The 24,601-nt window shown below is 54.4% G+C and carries 23 protein-coding genes and 3 tRNA genes; 17 read left to right on the forward strand and 9 right to left on the reverse strand.

Translation table 11 applies throughout. The annotated features are described in order from the left end of the window. Positions 1 to 129: 129 nt before the first annotated feature. The 5 genes from E5C26_RS09180 to E5C26_RS09200 form a co-directional block, all read right to left on the reverse strand. Complete coding sequence (locus E5C26_RS09180) at positions 130 to 1,140, reverse strand: Ldh family oxidoreductase (protein ID WP_135316022.1); 1,011 nt, start codon at positions 1,138 to 1,140, stop codon at positions 130 to 132. Positions 1,141 to 1,151: 11 nt separating this feature from the next. Further along, the gene (locus tag E5C26_RS09185; protein WP_135316023.1) at positions 1,152 to 2,717 is read right to left on the reverse strand and encodes an APC family permease; all 1,566 of its coding nucleotides are present in this window, start codon (positions 2,715 to 2,717) and stop codon (positions 1,152 to 1,154) included. Positions 2,718 to 2,761: 44 nt separating this feature from the next. Next, positions 2,762 to 4,372 (reverse strand): aldehyde dehydrogenase (NADP(+)), encoded by a 1,611-nt coding sequence (locus E5C26_RS09190; protein WP_135316024.1) that lies wholly within the window; start codon positions 4,370 to 4,372, stop codon positions 2,762 to 2,764. Between the two features lie 57 nt (positions 4,373 to 4,429). Next, entirely contained in the window at positions 4,430 to 5,350 is a 921-nt protein-coding gene (locus E5C26_RS09195) for a dihydrodipicolinate synthase family protein (RefSeq protein WP_135316025.1), read from the reverse strand. Between the two features lie 208 nt (positions 5,351 to 5,558). Next, a complete protein-coding gene (locus E5C26_RS09200; RefSeq protein WP_167796633.1) occupies positions 5,559 to 6,404 on the reverse strand; it encodes an AraC family transcriptional regulator in 846 nt (281 codons plus the stop codon). 285 nt (positions 6,405 to 6,689) lie between these two features. Here E5C26_RS09200 and E5C26_RS09205 point away from each other — a divergent pair, with 285 nt between their 5' ends. From E5C26_RS09205 to E5C26_RS09220, 4 genes are read left to right on the forward strand one after another with little or no spacing between them, the layout of a single operon-like run. Next, positions 6,690 to 7,637: a 4-hydroxyproline epimerase gene (locus E5C26_RS09205; RefSeq protein ID WP_135316026.1), complete on the forward strand. Its 948-nt coding sequence runs from the start codon at positions 6,690 to 6,692 to the stop codon at positions 7,635 to 7,637. Continuing rightward, positions 7,637 to 8,761 carry an NAD(P)/FAD-dependent oxidoreductase gene (locus E5C26_RS09210; RefSeq protein ID WP_135316027.1) on the forward strand — a complete coding sequence of 375 codons (1,125 nt, stop codon included), beginning with the start codon at positions 7,637 to 7,639 and terminating at the stop codon, positions 8,759 to 8,761. The genes E5C26_RS09205 and E5C26_RS09210 overlap by 1 nt, the downstream gene beginning before the upstream one ends. Then, positions 8,758 to 9,012, forward strand: coding sequence for a (2Fe-2S)-binding protein (locus E5C26_RS09215; RefSeq protein WP_135316028.1), 255 nt, complete (start codon positions 8,758 to 8,760; stop codon positions 9,010 to 9,012). Before E5C26_RS09210 ends, E5C26_RS09215 begins: the two co-directional genes overlap by 4 nt. Continuing rightward, entirely contained in the window at positions 9,005 to 10,267 is a 1,263-nt protein-coding gene (locus E5C26_RS09220) for an NAD(P)/FAD-dependent oxidoreductase (protein ID WP_135316029.1), read from the forward strand. The genes E5C26_RS09215 and E5C26_RS09220 overlap by 8 nt, the downstream gene beginning before the upstream one ends. Before the next feature lie 260 nt (positions 10,268 to 10,527). Here E5C26_RS09220 and E5C26_RS09225 read toward each other — a convergent pair whose 3' ends face one another. Further along, on the reverse strand, positions 10,528 to 10,884 hold the full coding sequence (locus E5C26_RS09225) for a hypothetical protein (RefSeq protein ID WP_135316030.1): 357 nt from the start codon (positions 10,882 to 10,884) through the stop codon (positions 10,528 to 10,530). Positions 10,885 to 11,304: 420 nt separating this feature from the next. On the opposite strand from E5C26_RS09225, the gene E5C26_RS09230 reads away from it, so the two are divergent. Then, positions 11,305 to 11,664, forward strand: coding sequence for a hypothetical protein (locus E5C26_RS09230; RefSeq protein WP_206194253.1), 360 nt, complete (start codon positions 11,305 to 11,307; stop codon positions 11,662 to 11,664). A 230-nt stretch (positions 11,665 to 11,894) separates the two neighbouring features. Continuing rightward, complete coding sequence (locus E5C26_RS09235) at positions 11,895 to 12,326, forward strand: hypothetical protein (RefSeq protein WP_135316031.1); 432 nt, start codon at positions 11,895 to 11,897, stop codon at positions 12,324 to 12,326. 87 nt (positions 12,327 to 12,413) lie between these two features. On the opposite strand, the gene E5C26_RS09240 is transcribed toward E5C26_RS09235, so the two are convergent. Further along, a complete protein-coding gene (locus E5C26_RS09240) occupies positions 12,414 to 12,638 on the reverse strand; it encodes a DUF2594 family protein (RefSeq protein ID WP_020826235.1) in 225 nt (74 codons plus the stop codon). A gap of 764 nt (positions 12,639 to 13,402) precedes the next feature. Here E5C26_RS09240 and uvrY point away from each other — a divergent pair. The 6 genes from uvrY to E5C26_RS09270 all read left to right on the forward strand — a co-directional run bounded on the left by uvrY (position 13,403) and on the right by E5C26_RS09270 (position 16,939). Next, complete coding sequence (gene uvrY / locus E5C26_RS09245) at positions 13,403 to 14,059, forward strand: UvrY/SirA/GacA family response regulator transcription factor (RefSeq protein ID WP_012006273.1); 657 nt, start codon at positions 13,403 to 13,405, stop codon at positions 14,057 to 14,059. Then, on the forward strand, positions 14,052 to 15,884 hold the full coding sequence (gene uvrC / locus E5C26_RS09250) for an excinuclease ABC subunit UvrC (protein ID WP_135316032.1): 1,833 nt from the start codon (positions 14,052 to 14,054) through the stop codon (positions 15,882 to 15,884). The genes uvrY and uvrC overlap by 8 nt, the downstream gene beginning before the upstream one ends. A gap of 58 nt (positions 15,885 to 15,942) precedes the next feature. Continuing rightward, positions 15,943 to 16,491, forward strand: coding sequence for a CDP-diacylglycerol--glycerol-3-phosphate 3-phosphatidyltransferase (pgsA, locus tag E5C26_RS09255; RefSeq protein ID WP_017892379.1), 549 nt, complete (start codon positions 15,943 to 15,945; stop codon positions 16,489 to 16,491). 145 nt (positions 16,492 to 16,636) lie between these two features. Next, positions 16,637 to 16,712: transfer RNA gene (locus E5C26_RS09260), tRNA-Gly, on the forward strand. 57 nt (positions 16,713 to 16,769) lie between these two features. Continuing rightward, a tRNA-Cys gene (locus tag E5C26_RS09265) sits at positions 16,770 to 16,843 on the forward strand. 10 nt (positions 16,844 to 16,853) lie between these two features. Further along, positions 16,854 to 16,939: transfer RNA gene (locus E5C26_RS09270), tRNA-Leu, on the forward strand. A 299-nt stretch (positions 16,940 to 17,238) separates the two neighbouring features. Here E5C26_RS09270 and E5C26_RS09275 read toward each other — a convergent pair. Together E5C26_RS09275 and E5C26_RS09280 are read right to left on the reverse strand one after the other, a co-directional pair. Then, positions 17,239 to 17,469 carry a biofilm development regulator YmgB/AriR family protein gene (locus E5C26_RS09275; RefSeq protein ID WP_135316033.1) on the reverse strand — a complete coding sequence of 77 codons (231 nt, stop codon included), beginning with the start codon at positions 17,467 to 17,469 and terminating at the stop codon, positions 17,239 to 17,241. A gap of 216 nt (positions 17,470 to 17,685) precedes the next feature. After that, on the reverse strand, positions 17,686 to 18,828 hold the full coding sequence (locus E5C26_RS09280) for a MurR/RpiR family transcriptional regulator (protein WP_135316034.1): 1,143 nt from the start codon (positions 18,826 to 18,828) through the stop codon (positions 17,686 to 17,688). Positions 18,829 to 19,231: 403 nt separating this feature from the next. Between E5C26_RS09280 and E5C26_RS09285 the strand changes: the two genes are divergently transcribed. The 5 genes from E5C26_RS09285 (at position 19,232) to eptB (ending at position 24,572) form a co-directional block, all read left to right on the forward strand. Continuing rightward, positions 19,232 to 19,537: a PTS sugar transporter subunit IIB gene (locus E5C26_RS09285; RefSeq protein WP_012006280.1), complete on the forward strand. Its 306-nt coding sequence runs from the start codon at positions 19,232 to 19,234 to the stop codon at positions 19,535 to 19,537. Between the two features lie 111 nt (positions 19,538 to 19,648). Beyond that, positions 19,649 to 19,975, forward strand: coding sequence for a PTS lactose/cellobiose transporter subunit IIA (locus E5C26_RS09290; RefSeq protein ID WP_012006281.1), 327 nt, complete (start codon positions 19,649 to 19,651; stop codon positions 19,973 to 19,975). Next, complete coding sequence (locus tag E5C26_RS09295; RefSeq protein WP_135316035.1) at positions 19,968 to 21,269, forward strand: 6-phospho-beta-glucosidase; 1,302 nt, start codon at positions 19,968 to 19,970, stop codon at positions 21,267 to 21,269. Before E5C26_RS09290 ends, E5C26_RS09295 begins: the two co-directional genes overlap by 8 nt. A gap of 55 nt (positions 21,270 to 21,324) precedes the next feature. Further along, positions 21,325 to 22,686 carry a PTS cellobiose transporter subunit IIC gene (gene celB / locus E5C26_RS09300; RefSeq protein ID WP_135316036.1) on the forward strand — a complete coding sequence of 454 codons (1,362 nt, stop codon included), beginning with the start codon at positions 21,325 to 21,327 and terminating at the stop codon, positions 22,684 to 22,686. 233 nt (positions 22,687 to 22,919) lie between these two features. Beyond that, entirely contained in the window at positions 22,920 to 24,572 is a 1,653-nt protein-coding gene (gene eptB / locus E5C26_RS09305) for a kdo(2)-lipid A phosphoethanolamine 7''-transferase (protein ID WP_135316037.1), read from the forward strand. Positions 24,573 to 24,601: the final 29 nt, after the last annotated feature.

Genomic DNA, 24,601 nt, shown 5'->3' on the forward strand with positions numbered 1-24,601 from the left:
GGAGAGCGTGCCGAAGGGGTCGTAGCAGCTTTAGCTGCCGGAGCGCCCCTCGGTGCGCTAGGCCCGGGTATCTCAGTCTAAACAATCAAAACCAAGCCCGCAGTTTATTATTGCGGGCTTGGTTCGTTATCAGCAGAGCGCCACAATCTCGTCATACAGCGTCTGCGGCAAGCTAATGCCGTGCTGCTCACTGTACTGTCGGCGCTCAAAACGCCGTTCCCCCGGAATACGTGCCCCTTGCTCGCTCATATCCGCGAATAAGGTTTCTGCCCTGGCCAAATGCGCCGCTTTGTCCGCCCCCAGAAAACGATCGGGATCCATCGCAATAATCAGCTCACCGCCGTAAGGTGAGGAACCGGTCTGGCCATCGTAAGCCAGCGACTCCTTACTGGTCATATCGCCAATCAACGGCCCGGCGATCAGCTCCACCATCGCCGCCAGCGCCGACCCCTTATGCCCGCCAAAGGTCAGCATCGCCCCCTGCAACACGCTGGCCGCGTCGGTGGAAGGTTGCCCTTGTTGATCGATGCCCCAACCCGGCGGCAATGGTGTACCGGCACGGCGATGCAGCTCGATTTCACCGCGTGCCGCCGCACTGGTGGCCATGTCGAAAATAAAGGGCGGTCGCTGTGGACGCGGCCAGCCGAAGGCAATCGGATTGGTACCAAACAGCGGCCGGGTTCCTCCTGCCGGCGTGACCCAGGCATGGCTGGGGGTACAGGCCAGTGCCACCAACCCCTGATCGGTCAAGGGTTCGATATCGGCCCATAGCGCCGAGTAATGTACGCAGTGGTTAATCGCCAGCGCGGCGATGCCGTTAGTGCGTACCTTATCGATAAACGCCGGTAGCGCGGTACGGTAGGCCAGCAGCGAAAAAGCGTCGTGGGCATCTACCCGCAAGATGGCCGGGGCTTGATCGACCAGCGTCGGGAGTGCATCGGCGGATACCTTGCCAGCCAGCAGCGAGCGCACGCAGCCAAGCACCCGGTACAGTCCGTGCGAGGCGCAGCCGTCGCGTTCACCGGCCGTCACATTTTGCGCAACGGCATCGGCATGTTCGTCACTGAAACCGTTGCTGCGTAGTGCGCGCAATGCTAGTTCATAGGCTTCTTTCAGCGTCAGATTCTGGGTTTGCGTCATCAATATCTCCTTTACTCTTCCTCATCACCGGCAAAATTCGCCTGTGGTAAACAGGTATAGGCGCCCCAGTAGTAGATCGCCAATGCAATGACCGCCACGGTGAGGGTGTCCCACGGGGGGCCAATGGCATTGATGCCACCAAAACTGCCGAGATAGGACGCGACAATAATCAGTGCATAGAAGGCTATCAGCCACAGCGACGACCAAATCTGTTGCTTCAGACTCACGGCGTGGGTCGGCACCTTGTTTTTGAACAGGATATAGACCACGAACATCAGGATCTGCAGACCCAGCAGCCAGGAAACGGTATCCCAGCCGGACCAATAGACAATCAGCGCCGAAATGATAAATGACACCGGACCGAGCACGCAGAAACCGCGCACGAAGAAGGGACGCGGCAGATCCGGTGCATTGCGGCGCAGACCGGCAGCCGTCACCGGCGCAATGGCATAGCTCAGCACCAGCGCGGCGGACACCACGCCGATCAGTTTCTCCCAGGAAGGGAAAGGCAGCGTCCAGAAGATTGACAGTGCAAAGGTCAGCCACAGCGCGGGACGTGGAATGCCGGACTCACCGTCGACGCGGGTAAAGATTTTAAAGAAGGTACCGGCACGAGCCCAGCCGTATACCACGCGCGGCGTGGCGTTCATGTAAATATTGCCGGTGCCGCTCGGTGAGATAATGGCATCGCTCACCACCAAAAACGCCAGCCAGCCCATCCCCAGGGTGATGGCGATATCACGGTAAGGCAGTGAAAATTGCTGACTAATACCGGCCCAGCCGCCGCTCAGCATCTCACTGGGAATACTGCCGAGGAAGGCCACCTGCAGCAGCACATAAATGATGGTGGACAGCACCACCGACAGGATCAACGCGATAGGAATGGTGCGCTGCGGATTTTGCACCTCGCTGGCGACCGAGATAATCGGCGTCAGCCCCAAATAGGCGAAGATAATCCCCCCGGCGGAAATGGCCGCTTCCACTCCGGCGGAGCCAAAGGGCGCAAACCCCTGGCTGTGCAGGTTTTCGGGTTTGAAGAAGCTGAACAGCACCACAATCACCAACAGTGGTACCACGAATTTAATCACGCTGATCAGATTGTTGGATTTGGCAAAAGTTTTGACGCTGTAGTAATTCAGGGCGAAGAAAAAGCACAGCAGCAGGAGCTGGACCAGCCAGCCGATGAGCGTCGGGTTACCGGAGCCGGGCTGGCTCAGAAAGGGAAACCAGGCGGCGGCATACTGGCGAGCCGCGACGATCTCAATCGATATCAGGCTGGAGAAGGCGATCAGGGTAATAAACCCCAGCAGATAACCCATCAGTTCGCCGTGGGAAAATACCGGGTAGCGGATAATGCCGCCGGCACGGGGCAGTGCCGCACCCAGCTCACAGTAGACAATGCCCAGCAGCAACACGGCCAAACCGCCGATCAGCCAGGAGTAGATGCCGGCGGGACCGGCAATCGAGGAGACGTGACTGGCGGCGAACAGCCAGCCGGAACCAAAAATTGCGCCCAGGCCGATAAACGTCAAATCGGTGAGCGTAAGCTGCTTCTTGAATTTGCCTTGGGTTGTCATGGGTTTACCCTTTTGTTATTAGGTGGCATGCAGATGCGGCCGGGCTAGTTGTTGGCAGGTGAGTGGATCGGATCTCGGGTGTAAATACCGTTCACCAGCCGTAGCAGGCCCAGTGGATTACTGTCTTGTAACGCTGGCGGCAACAATGCGGCCGGGTAATTTTGCAAACAAACCGGGCGCAGGAAGCGTTCGATCGCCAGGGTACCGACCGAGGTACCGCGTGCATCGCTGGTCGCAGGATAAGGGCCGCCGTGAACCATCGCATCGCACACTTCGACTCCGGTCGGGTAGCCATTGAACAGCACCCGACCGGCCTTGCGGGTCAGCAATTGCGCCAGTGGTGCGGCATCGTCCAGATCCTCTGGGTCGGTCAGCAGCGTGGCGGTCAGCTGCCCTTGCAGGCTATCGAGTACGGCGGTCAACTGCTGGTGATTGTCCACTGTCACCAGAATGGCGACCGGGCCAAACACTTCCTCCTGCAGCAAGGGATTGCCGCCGAGCAGTAAATGACTATCGGCCTGATACAGTTGCGGCGCGGCCAAATAGGGCTGTTCCTCGCGGCTGCCGGCCAGATGGCGAATGCCAATCTGCTGCTCCAGCGCCGCCAGACCACGGCGATAATGTGCCAGCGTGCCGGCGTTCAGCATCGGTTGTGAGGCTGCGGCGTTCACCAGCTCGGTTAATTCACGGGTAAACTGGCTGAATGCTTCGCCGCGTTGGCCGATGATCAACCCCGGCTTGGTGCAGAACTGGCCGCAGCCCAGCGTGAATGAGGCCAGCAGGTCGCGTGCGATCTGCTGACCACGCTTGTCTAAAGCCTGCGGCATGATGATCAGCGGGTTAATGCTCGACATCTCGGCAAAGACCGGGATCGGCTGCGGACGGCGCATCGCCAGATCGAACAAGGCTCTGCCGCCGCGCAGCGAGCCGGTAAAGCCCACCGCCTGGATCGCCGGGTGCTGTACCAACTCCGCACCAATGCGCTCGCCGTAAATCATGTTGAACACTCCGGCCGGGATCTGCTGCTGCTCTCTGGCCCGTTCAATCGCCTGTGCGGTCAGTTCGGCGGTGATCATATGGCCACCGTGCGCCTTGAATACCACCGGGCAGCCCGCGGCCAGAGCGGCGGCGGTGTCACCGCCGGCGGTGGAGAAAGCCAACGGAAAATTGCTGGCACCAAACACGGCGACCGGGCCGAGGGCAGTGCGGTATTGGCGCAGATCCGGACGCGGCAGTGGCGTGCGCTGCGGCAAGGCGCAGTCTATGCGCACCCCGTGCACATCACCACGCCGCAACAGGTTGGCAAATAACCGCATTTGGCCGCTGGTTCTGGCGCGTTCGCCGCTCAGGCGAGCCAATGGCAGGGCGGTTTCCTGCATGGCAAAGTTGAAGAATTCTTCATCCAGCGCATCCAACTGTTCGGCAATTGCCTCAAGAAAGTCGGCCCGACGTTCGGCGCTGAGCTGTGAATAGGCGGTGAATGCCTGTGCGGCGGCATCGGCGGCGGCGGCGGTTTCAGCGAGACTGGCCGAGAAAAAACGGTGGCCGGTCGGCTGGCCGTTATCGGCACGCAGGCTGACCAGTTCGGCCTCACCGCTGGCGCGGCGTTGGCCGCCGATAAACTGTTGACCACGGATGGTATAAGCGTTGGACATGGGTTCCCCCGATTGGCTGATGTTCAGGCCCGGCAGGCGGCCGGGCGAGAGTGGCAATTACAGGCCGACGTCCGGCAATTCAGGGCGGTTTGCCAGCGCTTTTTTAACCACGGCGGTGACTTCGGCCAGAGTATCGCCTTGTAACGGCAGACGCGGCGGGCGAGTGATTGAACTGCCACGGCCGACCAACTCTTCACACAGCTTGATGCACTGCACCAGATCCGGACGCGCGTCCAGATGCAGCAACGGCATAAACCAGCTATACAGCGCCAGCGCTTCCTCAAAGCGTTTTTGCTTCGCCAGGCGGAACAGCGTTTCCCCCTCACGCGGGAAGGCGTTGGACATGCCGGAGATCCAGCCTTCGGCACCGACGGCGATACTTTCCAGCACCACGTCATCGAGCCCGGCGAACAGCACAAAGCGATCGCCGACTTCGTTACGCAGGTCGATAAAGCGGCGGGTGTCGCCGGAGGAGTCTTTGAAACAGACAATGTTTTCGCAATCGACCAAGGACGTCAGGATGTCGGGCGTCACGTCGTTTTTGTAAATTGGCGGGTTGTTGTAGACCATGATCGGCAGATCGGTGGCACCGGCGACGCTGCGAAAGTGGGCGGCAGTTTCGTGGGGTTTGGCGGAGTAGACCAGCGCGGGCATCACCATGATGCCGTCGACGCCGACCTTTTGCGCTTCACGCGCCATGTCACGCGCAAAGGCAGTGGTGAATTCGGCAATACCGGCAATCACCGGTACCTTGCCTTGGGCCGCATCGCGTGCCACTTCAATCACCGACAATTTTTCCTGAACGGTCATCGAGGTGTTTTCGCCCACGGTGCCACACACCACCAGGCCAGAAACGCCGTCTTTGACCAGGTTTTTGATCACCGTATGGGTGGCATCGAGATCCAGAGAGAAATCGCTACGAAACTGAGTGCTGACCGCCGGGAACACGCCGCTCCAGCTAATGGCTTTATGGCTCATAGTGTTTGTCCTGTCGTCCAAGTTTGTTAATCAATGGTGAATTATTGGTAAAATCCAATCACAGATTGACCTGTATTGTCCGCAGGGGCTTGACGGTTTTCTCCGAATGCCATGACGAAATTGGCACAGTGGCGCAGAGTATCAGGCAAGCAAAAAACGGGCCGTCAAAGCGCCGAAAATAAACTGTTTGATCAAATAAATCAGTGGGTTATGACGTGATGCTAATGCGGAAGTCACGCGGCGTGGAGCCGGTCATGGCTTTGAATTGGCGGCTGAATGCGCTGTGATCGGTGTAGCCGCATTGCAGGGCGATGTCGGTTATGGGTAAATCGCCGGCCAGCAGTTCGGTGGCTTTTTCCAGCCGCACCTTGTGGATCATCTGGCGTGGCGTGAGATGGAAAATACGTTTGCAGTAGCGCTCTATCTGCGCCACGGAAAGGGCGGTGAGGGCGGTTAATTCTTCGAGGGCAATCGGTCGGGCATAGTGTTGACGGATATAGACGTCGATCGCCGCCAGCCGCTGATAGGCAGGATGGTTGGCTTTGGCCTCCTGCAGATCGTGCGAGATGCCCGCCATACCGATGATCTTGCCCTGAATGTCATAGAGCGCCAGTTTTTGTGTCAGGCACCAACCGGTCTCTCGCCCGCTGTACAGGTGCATTTCCAGTTGGTCCTGAATCAATGCTCCCTGCTGCAGTACCCGCAGATCCTGTTCGGTATAACCCGAGCCAAGCTGGGTTGGGAACACCTCCGCCGAGGTTTTGCCCAGCAGTGGTGTGACGGTTTTAAAACCGCAGCGCTTGGCCAGCGTCAGGTTGGCCAGCAGGTAACGCGCTTGCAGGTCCTTGATAAAAAACACCACGTTAGGAATAGCATTGAGCAGCGGTGCGATCAGCGCCAGAGAGTTGAGCAGATCGTGCAGAGTATTCGGACGCTGTTGTGCCAGGCCATCGCACCAGCGTGACAGTTGTTCAACGGCAAAAATGTCTTCTTCCGGTGCCTCGATAACCGGTCGGGAAGCAGTAACAAGCTGATGATCCAGGGCTAATCGCATAGCAATACCTTTTCCCGCTGGGTGACACAGAATCTGAGATGGCCGGGCAGGCCGTTTGGCAAGCGCCTCATCAATATTAACTTTTTGATAACTTTTCAAGCGTGGCTGCCAATTATGCGGATCACCGCATACTTTTGCTTACTGGGTTGTTCCGACCTGACTAAACCCTGTCAGGGGGATTGTGCTGATTTCTGCATTTGCCACGCCGAAATGCATCAAGCCGCCGTCAGCAGATTCGGTCAGTCTAGCGCCATCGGTAACATTTCATTAACTCAGGAGACTCCGATGGCACTTTCTTCGCATTTTACCGCGCTGCGGGCGATTGATTCCCATACCGCCGGGGAACCCACCCGACTGATTGTCGAAGGATTCCCCGATTTGGGTACCGGCAGTATGGCTGAGCGCAAGGCGCTGTTTGCTCAAGGGTATGACGACTGGCGCAGCGCCATCATTCTGGAGCCTCGCGGTAACGACGTGCTGGTGGGCGCCTTGTTGTGTCAGCCCTGTTCGCCACAGGCCGCCGCCGGGGTGATTTTCTTCAACAATAGCGGCTATTTGGGTATGTGCGGTCATGGCACCATCGGGCTGGTGGCCTCACTGGCTTATCTGGGGCGAATCGGCGTCGGTGAACACCTGATCGAAACCCCGGTGGGCACGGTAAACGCCACCTTGCATCAGGACGGCAGCGTGACGGTGGAAAACGTCCCGGCCTACCGCTATCGCCGGCAGGTCCGGGTTGAGGTCAGCGGCTATGGGCCGGTGGTGGGTGATATCGCCTGGGGCGGTAACTGGTTTTTTCTGATCGGCGAGCATGATTTGGCGATCAATACGCAAAATCTGGATGCGCTCACCGCCTTTAGCTGGGCGGTGCGCCAGGCGCTTGAGGGCGCAGGGATATATGGCGAAGATGGCGGCGTTATCGATCATATCGAGCTGTTTGCGGCCGACCCGCTGGCCGACAGCCGCAACTTTGTGCTGTGCCCCGGCAAGGCTTATGATCGCTCACCCTGTGGCACCGGGACCAGCGCCAAACTGGCCTGTCTGGCGGCCGACGGCAAATTGCAGCCGGGTGAGATTTGGCACCAGGCGAGCGTGATTGGCAGCCGCTTCAGCGGCTATTACCAGCGCAGTGGCGATCGCGTGACGCCCTTTATTCGTGGGCAAGCTTATGTTTGCGCTGACAGCCAACTGCTGCTGGATGAGCGCGATCCTTTCGTTTGGGGGATCCGCTGATGGTAGCCGGCAGGCAGGCGGATGCGATCGTGGTGGGGGCCGGCATTATCGGCGCTGCCTGCGCCTGGCGGCTGGCGCAGCAAGGATTACAAGTTTTGCTGGTGGACAACCAGCGTGCCGGGGCGACGGCGGCCGGTATGGGCCATCTGGTGTGCATGGACGATAATCCTGCCGAACTGGCCTTAAGCGCCTATTCATTGCAACTGTGGCGCAGTTTGGTGGAAAGAATGCCGGAAAACTGCGCCTGGCGCGGCTGCGGTACGCTGTGGCTGGCAGAGCGGGACGACGAAATGGCGATTGCCGAAGCTAAACTGCAACGCATGGCGGAGTACGGTGTGACCAGCAAAGCACTGAACGCCGCGCAGGTTACTGCCCTTGAACCCATGCTGCGGCCAGGGCTGGCCGGTGGTTTACGCGTGCCGGGTGATGGCATCGTTTATGCGCCCAACGTTGCCCGCTGGTTAGTGGCCGATGCCGGACCTGCGGTCAGGGTGATTGCGGGTGAAGTTACCGCGCTGGAACAACAGGCGGTGGTGTTGACCAGCGGTGAACGTTTAACCGCACCGGTAGTGGTGCTGGCCTGTGGTTTACAGGCCGACGGGCTACTGGAGCAACCCTTGCTACGCGCCAAGAAAGGGCATCTGGCGATCACCGATCGCTACCCGCAGCGAGTGCGTCACCAATTGGTTGAGTTGGGTTATGGTGCCAGCGCGCACGCCAGCGACGGCACTTCGGTGGCGTTTAACGTTCAGGCGCGGCCAACCGGCCAGCTGTTGATCGGCTCCTCCCGCCAGTTTGACGCCCCAGACAGCGATATCGACATGCCGTTACTGGCCGCCATGCTGGCACGCGCTGGCACCTTTCTTCCTGCACTGGCGCAGATGAACATTATCCGCTGCTGGACTGGCTTGCGTGCCGCGTCCGCCGACGGTTTACCCCTGCTCGGGCCACATCCCCAGCATCGCTGGCTGTGGTTGGCATTGGGGCATGAGGGCCTGGGGGTTACCACCGCGCTGGGCAGCGCCGCGTTGATTGCCGCGCAGATCCATAATCATCGACCGGCGATTGACGATACCCCTTATCTGGCTGCACGAATGTTCCCTAAGGAGGCGTTGCCGGTATGAAACAAACCCTACTGACGTTGACCCTCAACGGTGAAAGTCTCTGCGTACCCGAAGGGTTAAGCGTAGCCGCAGCGCTCAGCCTGAGCGGGCGGGATAGCTGCCGTATCTCGGTCAATGGGCAGCCCCGCACCGCGTTTTGCGGCATGGGCATCTGCCAGGAGTGCCGGGTGACGGTGAATGGCCTGCGGCGGCTGGCGTGCCAGACGTTGTGCCAGCCAGGAATGCGCATTGAGAGGACGGAAAATGAGTGATCTCGCGTGCGATGTGCTGATTATTGGTGCGGGCCCGGCAGGGTTGGCGGCAGCCCGTGCTGCGGCGCAGAGTGGTCAGTCCGTATTGGTGCTCGACGATAACCTGCATCCCGGCGGGCAGATCTGGCGCGACGGGCCGAACGTGGCGTTGCCGACTCTGGCGCAGCAATACCGGCAGGCGTTGGGGGCGCTGAATAATGTGACGCTGCTTAACGGCGTGAAGATTATCGCCCAGTGCGGGCCGCAGAAAATGCTCTATGAAGATGAGACGGGGAGCGGGGTGGTTGATTATCAGGCGCTGATCCTGTGTTGTGGTGCCCGTGAACTTTTGTTGCCTTTTCCCGGTTGGACCCTGCCCGGAGTGACCGGTGCCGGTGGGCTGCAGGCGCAGATTAAGCAGGGATTGTCTATTAAAGGGGAAAGGGTGGCGATTGCCGGTAGTGGGCCATTGCTGTTGGCCGTTGCTGCCAGCGTAGTTAAAGCCGGTGGCGAAGTGGTGATACTGGCGGAACAGGCGCCCGCTGCACAGCTGGCCGCTTTTGCCGCAGGATTGTGGCGCTGGCCGGTGAAATTGCGTCAGTCCTTTAGTCTGTTCAACCGGCATTATCGTCCTGACAGCTATGTATTGGAGGCGTTAGGCGGTCAGCGGCTGACGGCGATTCGGATGCAAACAGGGGCTCGCGAGGTCACGTTAGATTGCGATCGTCTGGCCTGTGGGTTTGGGTTGGTGGCGAATATTGAATTGGCGATGTTGTTGGGGTGTGCCATTGAGGATAACGCGGTTGCCGTGAACCCTCACCAGCAAACCAGTCAGCCGCAGGTTTATGCTGCCGGTGAATGTACCGGGATCGGCGGTAGCGAGTTGGCACTGGCTGAGGGGGCGATTGCCGGTTATGCCGCCACCGGCAACCTGATGCAGGCGCAGGCATTAACTGCGCAACGTGATAAGTGGCGGCGATTTGCCACTGCGGTAGCGCGAACCTTTGCGCTTAACCCGGAGCTGAAAACGTTAGCGACACCGGAAACGCTATTGTGTCGTTGTGAGGATGTACCTCTGTATCTGTTAAGTGGATCAGCCGATTGGACGGCAGCCAAATTGAGCAGCCGCTGTGGTATGGGTGCTTGCCAGGGCAAGATCTGTGCGACGGCGGCGCGTCATCTGTTCGACTGGCCACTGCCCGTCCCACGGATCCCTCTGACGCCAGCCAGGCTGGCCACCCTGGCACGGTTGGAACGTAGCCAGAGCGACGGATAAGCCTGCTACACTCAGACATAGTGACCAGAAAGATCGGGCGGACAACGGATGACAAATGCACTGATTACACTGGGGCTGTGCCTGCTGCTGATACCGCTGCTACTGTGGTTGATTGGGCGGGCATTATCAGCCGCAAAAGATAAAAAACCGGAACACAATAAAGCCAGGCCCAGGACCGGCATGCCGCACGGTGATGATGAATAATCCCCGGCGGCAAGCTGTGTCAGTTGAGCTAAGTGCCAGCCTCGACAACGCTGAGATTACTGTGGCCAGTAATAGGTTTTCTCATGCCAGCCTTTGCCATACATACAAGCCTCGATGGTCGCCGTTCGTGCCCCTTCATTACGATCGTTTTGCACCGTTTTAAACGAGGGTTGCTTATCGTAACGGTAGCCTTTCGGGCAGTCTTTTTTGTCTTTTTCGCAGCTGTGGTATTGGTTTTCGTAGCTAAACTCAAAATCACGGACTACATCGGGTGGAAAACGTTCGTATCCCCGACCCTTGCATTCTGCATACTCTGCCTCGCGGGTGGCGTTGCCGGCGCCGGCCCTTTCCCATTGGGTGCAGGCGGCCAATGTTACTAATGGTAATAAAATCAAAATTCTATACTTCTTCATGGTATCCCTGACTCTTCCTTTCGTCCTGTACGCACACGCTAAGAATCTTCCTAGACGAGGTGGGGCGTGAGTGTAATAAACTGCGGTCAAAATTGGAAATGATAATAGTTATTGTTTAGAAAAGGTTGAGGTGAGACCGGCGGCAATGAAGGAAGTGCGGGGCTTGCTGACAAGTAGAATAATACTTATTGGTTATCATGCTCGTGCTAAGTTTCTTCTGTGTCTGTTTTCAGATTATTTATTAAGATATTTACCTAAAGATTTATTCTTATTATTGGCTGCATAAGGATATTTATGCTTTGGGGAGTTAAGGTAAGGATGTTTATATTGATTTTTTTAAATACTCACAATTAAAACCATTATTGAATATGTCGGTAATGAGATTGCAATTCAGGTGTAAATTTTTTAGATTCAGGATCGATGAATGATAGTCATGATGATGAAGAGATTAAAGGGAGTTATATTTTGGCAAATAAACCTGAAATACCTAAAGATAGTGGTGATTTACCTTCACTATCAGAGGATTGTGATAGGTTGAGAAACCTTTCTGATGTCGGTGATTCATTGGGTTATGGTCGTACTCGCTTCTATCAATGGTGCCGTGGACGCGGTTTTCTTACTCTTATGAATGCACCCTCTACGGAGATGATTAACGCCGGTTATATGGTGACCACAGTGTCCGAGAACGGTTATTCGCGGGTCTATGTGACTGAAAATGGCTTTAACTATGTGGCCAGCGCTTTTCGCGAGGACATCCAAAAACGTATGGTTAAGCTTTAAATAATCATAAAAATCTTATTCATTTCAATATACTAACCACGGAATCTTCTTATAGCTGCCGACTGTCTTGCCTGACAAGCAATAGGGTCGGCACAGGTAAGGCTTTTCCCTGCCTGATTTTCCTCAGCCCACTGGAAGTTATCCTATTTTTCTATGGGTGATGCCCCGGCGCTACAGTCAGTGGCTATTCTCTTGCTAGTATGAAGACTGGTTTATTTCAGGAGTTCAGGATGAAGCATTGCGCCGCGTTACTTGTTACCACCGTGCTGTTGTCTGGCTGTGCCACTCAGGCCGTTCCATTGCAGCAGGCTGAATCACCGCCACCTAGCCGCCTGATGCTTTATCAGAATGTGCCACAAACGCCATTTGCCACCATAGTGGTAGTGCGCGACAGCGGGATGCTGGCGGGAAGTTGCCGAACCGGGGTTTATATCAACGGCGAGTTTGCCGCATCGCTGGCATCGAAAGAGAAGGCCGAGTTCCGGGTGCCGGTAGGCAATAACGAAATCAGTATTGGGCAGGATATGATCGAAAACAGCCTGTGTATCTGGCGTGATACCAGTGGGCGGTTGCCAATGACGCTACGCGCCGGTGAGAGCCGCTATTTCCGCGTTGCGGGCGATATGCAACGTGGGTTTGTACTGCAGGCCGGTAAGCCTTAATTCGGACGGGGTGCAGTCAGCGCCCCTGCCACCCTCCCTGCAGGGGGGGAACGGGCCCGCGTTGGCGGCAGGCCTGAGGGCGACAGATTATTGACGGTAAGCGTGCTTAATCTGTTGGATGCTATTTTTAAAAATTTCGGCCTGGGTCGGGTCTTCAATCTGCGCAATAAAGCGCTCCATGTTGATAATGACTTTCCCGGCATCGGCCTGGCCGATCGATTTCAGGATCAGCGTCAGCGTGGCTTTGAGGCAGGCAACTTCTGTTGCCAGCGTTTCCGGGTTTGCAGACGTAGTGAAATCAACGTTGCTCATTTTCTCTCCTGATTTATGAGGCCGTAGCCTGAAACAAAGTGCATTTTGATGCACACCCACACCGATTTCATTTCTCTCGGACCTGCAGATGCGTATTTAACTGGGCGCGGAGTATAGCATAGCATGCAGATATCCATCTGCACTGATAGCGCTGTCCCGGTGTTCGTACCATTCGCTGGGGGGCGTTCCAGGGCTTAACCGACTTCACATTATAGTGCATACTCACTATTGATGAATTAATCGGCTTGCAGAACAATGCCGCCTGGTTATTTTTTTGAGTTAATAAGTATTTGACTGCCGGGTTATTGTTAACCTGTTCCGGTTATTTAAATGATCAACATCAGATCCTCGCCTGACGTTGGCCTGGCATGGATTGAATAATTTCTTTTGCAATGAATTTCGCCATGTGAGATAAAGATAATCTTGTAATTTTGTTTTTTTTCAATGAATTACAATCTCATCGTGTTGGTGTCAATATTATTGGTGTTGCGATTGCTTACACTGATTTTACCTGCGGTTTAGGTTAGACGCACTATCATGAGGCCAGAAGCCAGCATGGTAATATTCACATCGTCGGCTTTTTATCGACAAACACGGCTTTATCGGGCTGCGCTGGGTGACTAAAATTCAAAAACCGGGCCCATTGCGCAAAGTTAATCGGGAGTAAGTATTAATCTGTGTTCATTCTTGGCTGAAAAACAAGTAATATCTCTGCCTATAACAGAGGCTGATTGCGTTACTCCCTTCTTTTTGGAGATTTTTCCTTGATTAGCGTTCTTCTTGTTGATGACCACGAACTGGTGCGCGCAGGGATACGACGCATTCTTGAAGATATCAAAGGTATAAAAGTTGTCGGGGAGGCCCAGTGCGGTGAAGATGCCGTGAAATGGTGCCGTGGCAATGCTGTAGATATCGTTCTTATGGATATGAACATGCCGGGTATTGGCGGGTTGGAAGCCACGCGCAAGATTGTACGCTATGCGCCCGACGTTAAAGTCATCATGCTGACTATCCATACTGAAAATCCATTGCCTGCCAAGGTGATGCAGGCGGGGGCTGCAGGCTATCTGAGCAAGGGCGCTGCGCCACAGGATGTGGTTAATGCGATTCGTGCCGTGCAGGCCGGGCAGCGTTATATCGCGTCCGATATTGCCCAACAGATGGCATTGAGCCAATTGGAGCCACAGACGGAAACACCGTTTAGCTGCCTGTCTGAGCGAGAGCTGCAGATTATGCTGATGATCACCAAAGGCAAAAAGGTCAACGAGATCTCAGAACAACTGAGTCTCAGCCCCAAAACGGTGAACAGTTATCGTTACCGCATGTTCAGCAAGCTGAATATCAGCGGTGATGTTGAATTGACACACCTGGCTATCCGACACGGATTGTTCAATGCGGAGACGTTGTTAAGCAGTGAGTGACCGTTTTGATGCCAAAGCATTTCTAAGCACCGTAACCAGCCAGCCTGGCGTCTACCGAATGTATGACGCTACTGGCACGGTTATTTACGTCGGTAAAGCTAAAGATCTGAAAAAACGCCTCGCCAGTTACTTCCGCCAGCAGGTGGGGAGCCGTAAAACTGAGACGCTGGTTAAAAATATCGCGCAAATAGACGTTACTGTTACACACACCGAAACAGAAGCGCTATTACTGGAACATAACTACATAAAGTTATATCAGCCGCGATATAATGTTCTTTTACGAGACGATAAATCTTATCCGCTGATCTTCCTCAGTGCGGACAGCCACCCGCGGCTGGCTGTGCATCGTGGCGCCAAACATGCCAAGGGGGAATACTTCGGTCCATTCCCCAATTCCTATGCCGTGCGTGAGACACTGGCGCTGCTGCAGAAACTGTTCCCTATACGTCAGTGCGAGAACAGCGTATACCGCAACCGCTCGCGTCCTTGTTTGCAGTACCAGATCGGCCGTTGCCTGGGGCCTTGTGTCGCCGGGCTGGTGAGTGAAGATGAATATCGTCAGCAGGTGGACTATGTGCGCCTGTTCCTGTCCGGCAAGGATCAACAGGTGCTGCATCAGTTGATCGAAAGGATGGAAAACGCCAGCAAGGCATTGAACTTTGAAGAGGCAGCGCGGATACGCGATCAGATCCAGGCGGTACGCAGGGTGACTGAGCGTCAGTTCGTATCCGGTAACAGCGACGATCTGGACGTGATCGGTGTGGCTTTCGAAGCCGGCATGGCTTGCTTGCATGTCCTGTTTATTCGCCAGGGCAAAGTGTTGGGCAGCCGCAGCTACTTCCCCAAAGTGCCAGGCGGCACCGAAATGAGCGAAGTGGTGCAGACGTTCGTCGGTCAGTTCTATTTACAGGGCAGCCAGATGCGCACCTTGCCGGCGGAAATCCTATTGGATTTCACTTTGCCGGAAAAAGACCTGCTGGCCGAATCGCTGTCTGAGCTGGCCGGGCGTAAAATCCAGATCCAGAGTAAACCGCGAGGTGACCGTGCGCGCTACCTTAAACTGGCGCGTACCAATGCGGCGACGGCGCTTACCACCAAGCTTTCCCAGCAGTCGACTATTCATCAGCGGTTGGCCGAATTAACCAAGGTGCTGAATCTTTCCGAGATTAACCGCATGGAATGCTTCGACATCAGCCATACCATGGGTGAGCAAACCGTCGCTTCCTGCGTGGTGTTTGACGCTAATGGGCCGCTGCGTTCCGAGTATCGGCGCTATAATATCACCGGCATTACGCCAGGGGATGACTATGCGGCGATGGCGCAAGTGTTGAAACGCCGCTATGGTAAGGCTCTGGAAGAGAAAAAAATCCCCGACGTTATCTTTATTGATGGCGGTAAAGGGCAGCTTGGTATGGCGATTGATGTATTTAACTCGCTGAACGTGAGCTGGGATAAAAACAAACCCTTGCTGATCGGCATCGCCAAAGGTGCAGACCGTAAAGCCGGGTTGGAAACACTGTTCTTTGTTCCTGAAGGTGAGGGGATTGCTTTGCCGTCGGATTCACCGGCGCTGCATCTGATCCAGCATATCCGCGATGATTCGCATAACCACGCGATCACCGGACATCGACAGAGAAGGGCAAAAGTAAGAAATACCAGCGCGTTGGAGTTGATCGACGGCGTTGGACCAAAACGGCGACAGGTGCTGTTGAAGTATATGGGTGGACTTCAACCATTATTGAACGCCAGCGTTGAGGAAATTGCAAAAGTGCCGGGTATTTCACAAGCATTGGCAGAAAAGATCTACAATGCATTGAAACACTGAGGGCAATGTAGCAACATACTCTTAATTCCCACTCCAGCCAGATAGTTACCCTAGCATTATGCAATTGAATATACCGACTTGGCTTACTCTGTTTCGCGTAGTTCTGATCCCATTCTTTGTTCTGGCATTTTATCTGCCGTTCACCTGGGCTCCGATGGTTTGCGCCGTCATCTTTGTGTTTGCTGCCATAACCGACTGGTTTGATGGTTTCCTCGCCCGTCGCTGGAAGCAAACTACCCGTTTCGGGGCCTTCCTCGACCCGGTTGCGGACAAGGTGATGGTAGCGGTGGCACTGGTGCTGGTGGCGGAACACTACCACGTCTGGTGGATCACTCTACCGGCGGCGACCATGATTGCGCGTGAAATTATCATCTCGTCACTGCGTGAGTGGATGGCGGAGATTGGTAAGCGCAGCAGCGTGGCGGTGTCCTGGATTGGCAAGGTAAAAACCATGGCGCAAATGATGTCGCTGGTCGGCCTGCTGTGGCGTCCGGACCGCACCGTCGAGTACGTGTCCTTTGGTTTGTTGTACATTGCGGCGGTGCTGACTTTCTGGTCAATGTTCCAATATTTGAACGCTGCCCGCAAAGATTTGCTGGAACCCTGATCAAAGCGCTGCAAAAATCGTCAAACAAACGTAATGAGCCAACAATTTTATTGACTCATTACGTCAGGTAAGTAGAATGCATCGCATCAGACGGCAGCAGTGATTTGCCGAAAGATAGCAAAAAAATCAGTAAGTTCTGATTAATGCGGGAATAGCTCAGTTGGTAGAGCACGACCTTGCCAAGGTCGGGGTCGCGAGTTCGAGTCTCGTTTCCCGCTCCAAATTTGATAAAGCTGGTGTTTTACGAGCTTTAGCCTGAAAAAGGCAAACAGAATTTAGGCGCGTTAACAAAGCGGTTATGTAGCGGATTGCAAATCCGTCTAGTCCGGTTCGACTCCGGAACGCGCCTCCAATTTTCCCGAGCCCGGGTGGTGAAATCGGTAGACACAAGGGATTTAAAATCCCTCGGCTTATGGCTGTGCGGGTTCAAGTCCCGCCCCGGGTACCAGGAAAATAAATTCAAGAATAACAAGCAATAAGTAGTAATGTCGTGACCGCCGGAAGGCGGTTTTTTTGTTTCTGAAATCCTCTCCAGAATATCACTTCATCATGTTCCGCTAAAATAACGTACCGATCAGATTCTGGCGATAACCGGCCGTTAAGCCGGATTGCGTCTATCTATCTCCCTTCGATATTTGGCTACCTAGCGGCGGCGCTAGTCAACATGACCGTTAACTACCCACATCAGGGCTACCACGGCGGCGATAGAGATGATGGCGCATAGATCGGATTTTCGCATGCAGTTCCTTAGCGGCCGGTGATACCAATGACTTCGATTGCCGCCCTGTGCAGCTTTTGGCAATGGTCATCGGGTTGTGTTTCGATCTCTTTGATCAGATAGGCGAGAATGCTTTGTTTGCTGATGGGCTTGTTGGCGGAGAGCACCTGAATAACGCCCTTGCCGAGCAGGCTGTAAATTTGTTCACGGTACGTCTCGATATCTTTATCGTTGAGACCGTAAAGGGAGTAATCGATCATGGAATTTTACCGCTGATGAAATTTAAAGTGCCAGCCGAAGCTGGCAGAGAAGCCATATAAAAATTAAAGTTGTGCAAATTTCACTTAGGTCACGACCTAAGTGGGATGTTAACGATAACTTAGTAAGAATATTCCCATCAATAGGGAGTGGTCATCTGGATGGCTAATTAGGAAAAACCTCAGGTGTTAGCCACAGTCAAGGCTTGTGCTGTGGATTTAATCTTCCGCTTGCGCACCGAGGCTTTCTGGCAGCAACTGCGCCAGCAACAGATCCAGAGTCAGCATCAGCCCGTAGCGTGCGGCACTGCCACCGCTCAGGGGCAAGACCTTATCTGCCAGGGATGCCAGAGTGCTGCCTGCCGGGGTCAACGCGATGCGATAAGCACCAGTGGCACCGGCCAACCTGGCGGCGTTGAGCAAATCGCTATTTTCCCCACTCATTGATAGCAGTATCACGCACTGTTGCGTACTCAGGGTGGAGGCGGTCATGCGCATCAGTGCCGCATCCTGACAGGCAAAAGCAGGATAGCCTAACCCCACCAGGCGTTGTTGCAGCTCGTTGACGTACAACCCCATGCTGTTTACGCCAAAAATATGCACGCTTTTGCACTGGCTCACCTGTTGGCTGGCGTCGATTAATGCTGAATGTTCTACCTGTTGCAGCTGTTGATGCAGCGTGGTTTCCACGTCGTTGACGCGTTGCAGCCACAAACGAGGTGGTCCATTGGGCGTCGTTTGGGCCGTCAAATAGCGTGATCCACTGACGCTGGCCTGCGCCAGCTTCATGCGCAGATCGCGAATATCATCACAACCTATGGTTTTGGCGAAACGGGTGATGGTTGCCGGGCTGACCCCTGCCTGACTGGCCAGCAGCTCTATGGTAGCGGAAGAGGCAAAGGCGATATCGTCCAAAATGGTCTGTGCCACCTTGGCTTCTTGCTGGCTGAGTTGGTTTTGCCGCGCGCGGATTTGATAGACAATGTCGCCGATATCTTCACAACCGATGGATTTGGCGAAGCGACTCAAAGTCGTGGGGCTGACGCCGGGCAGTTTGCCGATACCGGCGGCGGAGGCGAAGGCGATATCCATGCTGCCCAGTACCGGTTGCGCCACGGTTGCCGGCGGGTTTACCGGTACAGGCTGAGTGCGCATCAACGAGATAAAGTCGTTAAGATCCTGACAACCAAGAGATTGGGCAAAATGCGCGACGATCTCGGTACTGACGCCGGCCCGTTCTGCCAACTGTTCAATAGTCGCGGTTGAAGTGAACCCAGGATTGTCCAGGATAGTCCGGGCGACTTTCGCCTCCTGACGATTGAACGGATCCTGACGGAACTGAATGTGGTAAGCGAGATCCATAACTGCAGTGTCCCTTCTGTTATGCCAACCGATGCCCGGTGCTTCAAACTAGCCTGTTTTTCGCACGCTATAAAGCCCTGACCGGCAGAATAAATCAATGAAAATAATTTTCAATTCATCCTTTTGGAAAACACGATGCCCATCTCAGTGTTTATTTGTTGTGATTTTATCTTATTGTATTTAAACAATTAAAAATTTTAACCGCTATTTTAAAACCAATAATTAGATCGCAGATCACAGTGTTGAAAAAAATTTTCATGATATTTTTATATTAACTAATTGTTTTTAAATGATTAAGTAAAAATCATAATAAAATCGTATGGATCTAAGGTATTTACAAGCGTGTTACAGAGCTGTTTTATATTTGAACAGCCGTGGTGGCTAACAACCGGGACACTGAAAAATGCAAACAATCGTCTTATGCTGCGCCGCAGGAATGTCGACCAGCATGTTGGTACAAAAAATGAAAAACGAAGCGCAAAAGCGGGCGCTGGATATCGAGATTGAAGCCGTTCCGGTGGCAGACTTTGAACGCATTCTGGGGCGGGCAGACATTGTGCTGCTGGGGCCGCAGGTGAAATATGAACATGCGCGGCTGGCCGAACTGGCGGCACCATTGGGCAAAGCCGTGGCGGTTATCGACATGATGGATTACGGCACCATGCGCGGCGATAAGGTGCTGGACAAGGCACTTAGCCTGCTGGCCTGATAACACTCTGGGGACGCCGTTCCCCATATTCATTTATTTATTGATTTACCACGGGTTGTTTTATTAACCCGCGGTGGGATCGCCGTGTCTGGAATCAGGCCGGGGGAGGTAATGATGGATTTGGAAACTAGCGTGATGGAATTGCTGGTTCATGCCGGTAGTGCGCGCAGCTCGCTGCTTTCTGCATTGCAGTTGGCTCGCCGTGGTGAATTTGAAGCCGCCAGCGCCAGGCTGGAAGAGGCGAAAGCCGGTATTGGCCGGGCGCATGGCATGCAGACGGAACTGATTGGCATGGATGAAGGCTGTGGAAAGGTACCGGTCAGTTTAATTCTGGTGCACGCGCAGGATCATTTGATGAATGCGATGCTGATCCAGGATCTGGCCACTGACATGATCGAACTTTATCGTCGTTTACCCCAGGGGGCAGGCAATGACTAAAATCACCGTAATAGGCGGGGGCAGTAGCTACACGCCGGAATTGGTCGAAGGATTGATCGCGCATTATCAGGATGTGCCGTTAACCGAGCTGGCGCTGGTCGATGTGGAGTCCGGCCGTGAGAAAGTGGGCATCATTGCCGAGTTAACCAAACGAATGCTCAAGCGCAACGGGCTGGAGCAGGTGGTGGTTTCGGTACATTTCACGCTGGAGCCGGCCATTCGCGGTGCCAGCTTTGTGTTGACTCAGCTGCGAGTGGGGCAACTGGCAGCCCGCGCCGCCGATGAGCGTCTGGGGTTGAAATACCAGCGTTTGGGCCAGGAAACTACCGGTGTTGGCGGTTTTGCCAAGGCGTTGCGCACCATTCCTGTGATGCTGGAGGTGGCACGCGTGGTAGAGGCGGTGGCGCCGGATGCCTGGATTATCAACTTCACTAACCCGGCAGGGATCGTCACCGAAGCCGTCTCGAGTTACAGCAAGGCGAAGATTATTGGTTTGTGCAACGTGCCTGTCACCATGCATCACATGATCGCCGATATGCTGAAAGCGCCACACGATCAGGTCGATCTGCGGTTTGCCGGGCTGAACCATATGGTGTGGGTGCATCAGGTGACACAAAGCGGTAAGGATGTGACCGCCAAGGTGCTGGAAATGTTAAGTAATGGCGAAACGCTGTCGATGAACAACATCAAAGACCTGCCATGGCCACCGGCATTTCTGCAGGCGCTGGGGGCCATCCCTTGTCCGTATCACCGCTATTTTTATCAGACCGCCGGCATGCTGGAAGAAGAGCTGGAAGCGGCTGCCGCACAAGGAACCCGTGCCGAGCAGGTGATGAAGGTGGAAGCGGAGTTATTTGCCCTCTATGCCGATCCGACGCTGGATAAAAAACCGGAGCAACTGAGTTTCCGCGGCGGTGCTTTCTATTCTGAGGTGGCGGTCGAATTGATCCGTGCTATTCACAATAACAGCGGCAAGGTACTGGTGGTGAATACGCGCAATAACGGTGCCATTCAGGGCTTGCCCGATGATGCAGTGATTGAAACCAACTGTGTGATTGATGCTCAGGGCGCGCATCCGCTGAGCTTCGGCCCGTTGCCGCTGGCAATGAACGGGCTGACGCAACAGGTTAAGGATTTTGAACGCCTGACCATCGAGGCCGCGGTGCATGGCGATCGCCAAAGTGCGTTGTTGGCGCTGGTGGTGAATCCGCTGATTGGTGGTGTCGGTATCGCGCAGCCCTTGCTGGACGAGGTGCTGAGCCTGAACCAAGCCTATTTACCGCAGTTTAATTAAGTCGAAATTCCATAATAACAATCACGACAGCCGGCTTTGCCGGGCAGGGGGGATGATGGCGGGTCTAAATAGCATTCTGGAGCGTTACGTGTTGCCGGCGGCATTAAGAATTGCCGGGCAAAAACATATTCTGTCGGTGCGGGACGGCATAATTCTTAACATGCCGTTTATGTTGATCGGGTCATTTTTCCTGATCTTCGCTTACTTACCGATCCCCAGCTACGCCAATCTGATGGGCGAGGTGTTTGGTGCGGCGTGGCGGGATAAATTGTTGTACCCGGTCAAGGCGACCTACGACATCATGGCGATCATCTCCAGCTTTGGCATTGCCTACCGGCTGGCGGAAAAATACCGTGGGATGGATCCGCTCAGTACCGGTGCGGTTTCGCTGGTGGCGTTTATCATGACCATTCCCCAGCATACGCTGTTTGCCCCGGTGCAAGGGGCCGCGGAGCAAATTGTTAAGGGCGTGCTGCCGATGAATTTTATCGGCAGTCAGGGGCTGTTTGTGGCGATCGTAGTGGCGCTGTTATCGACGGAAATCTACCGTTTCGTGCATAACCGTAATCTGGTGATCAACATGCCGGAAGGGGTACCGCCGGCGGTGGCGAAATCCTTCCTGGCGCTGATCCCGGGGTTCTGCGTGCTGGCCGTGATCTTGTTGCTGCGTTTGATCGTTGAGGCCACGCCGTTTGGCGATATCAATACCATGATCGCCACGCTGATCGGCATTCCAATGCATCACGTGGGGGGAACGCTGCCAGGGATGATTTTCTCGGTGATCCTGATTGGCCTGTTGTGGACGCTGGGGTTACATGGTGACGCTATCGTACTGGTGTTTATTCAACCGGTATGGCTGGCGAATATGTCAGAAAACCTGGTGGCGTTTCAGACCAATCAGCCGATCCCGCACATCATTACCCAGCAATTTTACGATTTGTGGATTGCACCTGGCGGGACGGGAGCCCTGTTGGGGCTGGTGATCTTTATGCTGTTGCGCAGCCGTAGCGCCCAGATGAAACAGTTGGGGAAAATCGCTGCACCGGGTTGTCTGTTCAACATCAGTGAACCCATGGTGTTCGGGATCCCGCTGGTGATGAACCCGTACTTCTTCCTGCCGTTTATCCTGACCCCGGTGGTGCTGGTGATCGTGACCTACAGCGCGATGGCGACCGGACTGGTGACACCTCCGGTGGGGATTGCCTTGCCGTTTACCACACCGATTTTCATCAGTGGCTATCTGGCGACCGGCGGCCATATTTCGGGAACGGTGATCCAGGTGGTCAATTTACTGATTTCAATGGCGATTTACTATCCTTTCTTCCGTGCCTGGGATAAGCAAAAATACCGTGAAGAAAATCAGGCGGCGATGCCAGTACAGAACGCCGTGACTGATGAGCAACCGCAGACACCATAAGATCTGTCCTTTCTGCGGCGGTGGTTATAGAGACCCACCGTCGCAGCAAGGAAATGAAGAAGGCTTCACACACGACTTGTTACATTATAACAGCACTAATTTTCACTGCCGCAGCAACGCCCGCCTAAATTGCCTGTCAGATAACCATCCAGCAGCAGGAGAGAGAAAACTCTCAACAATAACCTGTATCTGGCAAGGGTTATGAATTCACTTTGGCAAGAATGGTATCAATAATGCAGAAGTTCCGACGTTGGACCCAGTTGCAGGTCTCTTTCTTTATCGCTTTCTATCTCGGTGTGTTGCTCAATATCCCCATATTTTACCGCCGTTATCAGCAACTTCATTATGACAACGCCTTGTCGATCGGCATTGAGGTGCTCGCAGCCTTCTGCCTGGTGTGTTTTATCACACTACTGATCTCGTTTTTGGGGCGCAGATTGTTCCGTGTTTTTGCATCGTTATTGGTGCTGAGTTCGGTGGCCGCCAGCTACTACATGGTGTTATTCCATGTGGATATCGGCTACGGCATTCTGGCGGCGGTGATGACTACGGATGTTGATCTGTCCAGGGAGTCGGTGGGCTGGCATTTTGGCGTATGGGTGGTGTTGGTGAGCCTGTTGCCGATGCTGCTTATTTGGTTGGTGCCGATGCATGAGGCCAGTTATAAGCGTGGTAACCATCTGGCTTGGCTCAAGAAAGGGGGCGTGATGCTGAGCGCTGCACTGTTGTGCTGGTTACCACTGAAACTCATGGGCCAGGTGCAGGACCGCCACGATCGAGATAATAATCAAATGATGGCCAGCTATGGTGGCGTGGTGGCCGGCAGTTATTCGCCGTCCAACTGGCTTTCTGCCTTGGGGTTGTTTACCTACAGCTCGTACAGCCAGGCAGAAGATAGCCGTAATCTGTTTGACCCGGCGGCACATTTTACCTATCAACCGCCAAAAGACGTGAATGATTTGTATGTGGTGTTTGTGATAGGTGAGAGCGCCAGGCGCGATCACATGGGTATTTATGGTTACCAACGCGACAACACGCCTAATCTGGATAAGGAAAGCAACCTTGCGGTGCTACAGGGCTATTCCTGCGATACCTCAACCAAGCTCTCGTTACGTTGCATGTTTGTGCGTGAAGGTGGCGCGTCGGAAGCCCCCGAGCGGACGCTGAAGGAAATGAACGTATTTTCCGTGCTGAAAAAGCAGGGGTTTTCTTCTGAACTGTTTTCAATGCAGAGCGAGGCCTGGTTTTATAACAAAACCCAGGCGGATGATTATGCGCTGAGAGAAAGTATTCAGGCGGAAAAACGTAATGCCGGTAAACCTGTGGATGATATTGCGCTGATTGACGAGTTAAAGGATTCGTTAGACCGTCACCCGCAGGGCAAGCATTTGGTGATCCTGCATACCAAGGGCTCGCACTATATGTACACTGAACGTTATCCTCGTGCTTTTGCCCGCTACCAGCCGGAATGCCAGGGTATTGACGACACTTGCTCTACGCAATCCATGGTTAATTCTTACGATAACAGCCTGCTGTATACCGATTACGTCCTTGAGCAGGTTTTCAACCAGTTGCGTAATCGTAATGCCATCGTGTTTTATGCTTCGGATCACGGCGAGTCGATCTCGGAAAATATGCATTTTCACGGTACCCCGCGTGATCATGCACCGCAGGCGCAGCGCACCATTCCCATTATGGTCTGGGCATCTGACAAGTTTCTTAGCCAGCCCGACCATAAGGCGGCATTCAATCAGTTAAAAGTGCTGCAACAGGCGAAAACGCCGGTTTTCCACGAGAAATTGTTCGACAGTATTCTGGGCTGTATCGGTTATACCTCGCCGGACGGGGGGATCGTGAAACAGCATAACTGGTGCCAGGTTAACTAAACCAACAGCAGTACCATCAGCCGCCGCAA

Origin of the sequence: Serratia proteamaculans, assembly GCF_004684015.1 — a bacterium.
Classification (GTDB): Bacteria; Pseudomonadota; Gammaproteobacteria; order Enterobacterales; family Enterobacteriaceae; genus Serratia; species Serratia proteamaculans_F.